General features: G+C 47.5%; 1 pseudogene. It reads left to right on the plus strand.

Annotation, left to right across the window (positions count from 1 at the left end):
- A pseudogene (locus AB6D58_RS24110) lies at positions 1-5,026 on the plus strand (hypothetical protein); the annotation flags it as partial.

A 5,026-nucleotide genomic window follows, 5' to 3' on the forward strand; every position in this document is an offset into this window, starting at 1 on the left:
AACCAACTGAGTTCAATGTGGGTGGTGCGTTAACGTCGAACAACATTGCGGTTGAACTGAAAGAAGACCCAGCAGACTCAGGCATCTATACCGGCTTTATTGATGACGCTGGAACGGACGTTCCTGTCTTCAGATTAAGCTTCTCCGGTACTACGTTAGGTGAATACACCTTCACACTGCTTGAAGCATTAGACCATGCCGATGGCTTAGATAAGAACGATCTGAGCTTTGATCTGCCTATTTATGCGGTTGATACGGACGGCGACGATTCATTGGTGTCTCAGCTTAATGTGACTATCGGTGATGATGTTCAAATCATGCAAGACGGTACGTTAGATATCACCGAGCCAAATCTTGCTGACGGTACAATCACAACCAACACCATTGATGTAATGCCAAATCAAAGTGCTGATGGCGCGACGATCACTCGGTTCACTTATGACGGTGTCGTAAACACACTGGATCAAAGTATTTCAGGAGAACAGCAGTTCAGCTTCACAGAAGGCGAACTGTTTATCACCCTTGAAGGTGAAGTGCGCTTTGAGCCTAATCGCGATCTAGACCACTCAGTGAGTGAAGATATCGTGAAGTCGATTGTCGTGACTTCAAGCGATTTTGATAACGACCCGGTGACTTCAACCATTACGCTGACCATTGCTGATGGTGACAATCCGACTATTGATGCGGTGCCGAGCGTATCACTTAAAGAAGCGGATCTCGCTGATGGTTCATTGCCAAGTGGTAGTGCGGTGAGTCAAACAGAAATCATCTCGTTCACTCATCAAAGCGATGATGTAGAGAAGTTCCGTTTAGAACCAACCGAATTTAATACAGATAACTCACTCAAATCAGATGGCTTGATCATTGAAATTCGTGAAGAGCCAACAGGCTCTGGCAATTATATTGGCTTCACGACCGATATTTCGAATGTCGAAACCACGGTGTTTACTCTCGATTTCAGCAGCACTACTTTGGGCGAATATACCTTTACGCTTCTTGAAGCCGTTGACCACACGCCTATTCAAGGCAATAACGACCTAACATTTAACTTGCCAGTTTACGCGGTTGATACCGACGGTGACGATTCGTTAATGTCACCGCTATCAGTCACCATTACGGATGATGTTCAAGTGATGGTGAGTGGTTCGCTGAGTATCGAAGAGCCTGCTGTCGCCGACTTGGCTGCAGGTTCGCCAACGACATCCGTTTTCGATGTCTTGACCTCACCAAGTGCCGATGGCGCGAGCGTGACTCAATTTACCTATGATGGCACCGCTTACTCTCTAGACCCGAATGATGCGACCGAGCAAGAGTTTACCTTCACCGAAGGCTCACTGTTTATCACGACTCAAGGGGAAGTCCGCTTTGAGCCAAACCGCGATTTAGACCACTCGGCTGGCGATATCGTTAAGAGCATCGTGGTGACGTCAAGCGATGGCGATGATGACATTCTTACCTCAACAGTAATGCTGACCATTACCGATGGTGATGTTCCGACCATTGATGTCATTCCTCCAATCTCACTATCTGAAACGAACCTAGCCGATGGCTCTGATCCATCTAACTCTGCGGTCAGCGACACCAAAGTCATTCAGTTTACTCATGAGAGTGACGATGTTGAGTCGTTCCGTATCGAGCCAACAGAGTTCAATACTCTAGGTACGTTAACGTCAAACAACTTGGCGGTTCAGCTAAAAGAAGATCCTAACAGTGCTGGTGATTACATCGGTTTTGTTAAAGACGCATCGGATGTTGAAACCAACGTCTTCACTATTAGCTTCTCGGATACCAACTTAGGTCAATACACCTTCACCTTACTTGAAGCGTTAGACCATGTTGATGGCCTTGCAAATAATGATCTGAGCTTTGACCTGCCTGTTTACGCCGTTGATAGCGATGGCGATGATTCTTTGGTTTCTCAGTTAAATGTAACCATCGGTGATGATGTTCAAGGCATGAGCAATGGCATCCTGAATATCGAAGAGCCGACCGTCGCCGATCTGGCCGCAGGGGTGGTGACCACAACTACCATTGATGTGATGCCAGAGCAGAGTGCTGACGGTGCTACCATTACTGAGTTCACTTACGATGGTGGGACTCCACTGAGGCTTGACCAAGCTGATACCGGTGAGCAAGAGTTTGTGTTTGCTGAAGGCTCTTTGTTTATCACACTTGAAGGTGAAGTACGCTTCGAACCAAACCGCAATCTAGACCACACGGTTAGCGAAGACATTGTGAAATCGATTGTGGTGACATCCAGCGATGGCGATGTGGACGTCGAGACCGCGACGGTTGTTCTGACCATTACTGATGGTGATATTCCAACCATCGAATCCGTACCAAGCGTGACGCTATCAGAAACACAGCTTGCCGATGGCTCGACACCAAGCGGCAGTGCGGTGAGTCAAACCGAGACTATCTCGTTTACCAACCAAAGTGATGATGTTGAGAAGTTCCGAATCGAACCAACTGAGTTCAATGTGGGTGGTGCGTTAACGTCGAACAACATTGCGGTTGAGCTTAAAGAAGACCCAGCAGACTCAGGCATCTATACCGGCTTTATTGATGACGGTGGAACGGACGTTCCTGTCTTCAGCTTAAGCTTCTCAGGTACCACGTTGGGTGAATACACCTTCACGTTGCTTGAGGCGTTAGACCATGCCGATGGCTTAGATAACAACGAACTGACCTTCGATTTGCCAGTTTATGCGGTGGACTCAGATGGTGATGATTCATTAATGTCGCCGTTGTCGGTGACCATTGGTGATGACGTCCAAATCATGGCGAACGGTACGCTGGATATTACCGAGCCGAATTTAGCTGACGGTACGGTGACGACCAATACGATTGATGTAATGACGGCGCAAAGTGCCGATGGAGCTGTGATTACCCAGTTCACTTATGACGGTGGTACCGCTCAAACTCTAGATCCAACAATCACAGGCGAGCAGAAATTTACGTTCACTGAGGGTGATGTGTTCGTCACCATCGAAGGTAATGTGCGCTTTGAACCGAACCGTGATTTAGACCACGAGAGTGGCGATATCGTTAAATCTCTCGTCTTCACGTCAAGCGATGGCGATGTGGATGTTGAAACAGCCACTGTCACACTGACGATTATTGATGGTGATATCCCAACGATTGAATCGGTGCCAAGCATCGCGCTTGCTGAAGCAGATTTAGCGGATGGCTCGTCACCAATCATGGGGGCCGTGAGTCAAACAGAAACCATCTCATTCACGAATCAAAGCGACGATGTAGAGAAGTTCCGCCTAGAGCCAACCGAATTTAATACAGACAACTCGCTCAAATCAGATGGTTTGATCATTGAGATTCGAGAGGAACCAACAGGCTCTGGCAATTATATTGGTTTCACGACCGATATTTCGAATGTCGAAACCACGGTGTTTACTCTCGATTTCAGCAGTTCCACTTTGGGTGAATACACCTTCACTCTTCTGGAAGCGATTGACCACACACCAATCCAAGGCAATAACGACCTAACATTTAACTTGCCAGTTTACGCGGTTGATACCGACGGTGATGACTCGTTAATGTCACCTCTGTCAGTCACTATTACCGATGATGTTCAAGTTATGGCTAGTGGCGATCTGACGATTGAAGAGCCTACTGTCGCCGACTTAGCTGCAGGTACGCCAACGACATCCGTTTTCGATGTATTAACATCCGCGAGTGCCGATGGCGCGAGTGTGACTCAATTTACCTATGACGGCACCGCTTACTCTCTAGACCCGAATGATGCGACCGAGCAAGAGTTTACCTTCACCGAAGGATCACTGTTTATTACGACTCAAGGGGAAGTACGCTTTGAGCCGAACCGAGATTTAGACCACTCGGTTGGCGATATCGTTAAGAGCATCGTGGTGACATCGAGCGATGGTGATGACGACGTTCTTACCTCGACAGTGACGCTGACCATTACGGACGGCGATGTGCCAACCATTAATGTCATTCCTCCAATCTCACTATCTGAAACGAATCTAGCCGATGGCTCTGATCCATCTAACTCTGCGGTCAGCGACACCAAAGTCATTCAGTTTACTCATGAGAGTGACGATGTTGAGTCGTTCCGTATCGAGCCTGCAGAGTTCAATACTCTAGGTACGTTAACGTCAAACAACTTGGCGGTTCAGCTAAAAGAAGATCCTAACAGTGCTGGCGATTACATCGGTTTTGTGAAAGATGCGTCGGATGTTGAAACCAACATCTTTACCGTTACCTTCTCTGGTACAAATCTAGGTCAATACACCTTTACGTTACTTGAAGCGCTTGACCACGAAGATGGTCTGGTGAATAACAGTTTGAGCTTTGACCTGCCTGTTTATGCGGTAGACAGTGACGGTGATGACTCAGTGATGTCGTCACTGACTGTGACCATCGAAGATGATGTTCAAGGCATGAGCAATGGCATCCTGAATATCGAAGAGCCAACCGTCGCTGATCTGGGCGTAGGGGTGGTGACCACAACTACCATTGATGTGATGCCAGAGCAGAGTGCTGATGGTGCGACCATTACTGAGTTCACTTATGACGGTCAAGTTCGAACACTGGATCAAACGGACAATGGTGAGCAGCAATTTAGCTTCACTGAAGGCGAGTTGTTCATCACTCTTCAAGGTGACGTGCGTTTCGAACCCAATCGCAACCTAGATCACACAGCTAGCGAAGATATCGTGAAGTCGATAGTGGTGACTTCAAGCGATTTAGATAACGATGTGGTGACGTCAACGGTCACTCTGACGATTACTGATGGTGATATCCCAACCATTGATGCAGTGCCAAGCGTTACTCTGTCTGAAATCAATCTTAGTGACGGCTCTGCGCCAAGTGGCACTGCAGTTAGTCAAACTGAGACGATTACCTTCACCAGTCAAAGTGATGATGTGACCAGTTTCCGTATTGAGCCAACAGAGTTCAATGTGGGCGGTGCACTGAAATCGAATGGATTTGCGGTTGAGATAAAAGAAGATTCGGCTAATCCGGGTACTTACATTGGCTTTATTAC

This window comes from Vibrio sp. 10N.239.312.D08 (assembly GCF_041466145.1).
Taxonomy (GTDB): Bacteria; Pseudomonadota; Gammaproteobacteria; order Enterobacterales; family Vibrionaceae; genus Vibrio; species Vibrio crassostreae_C.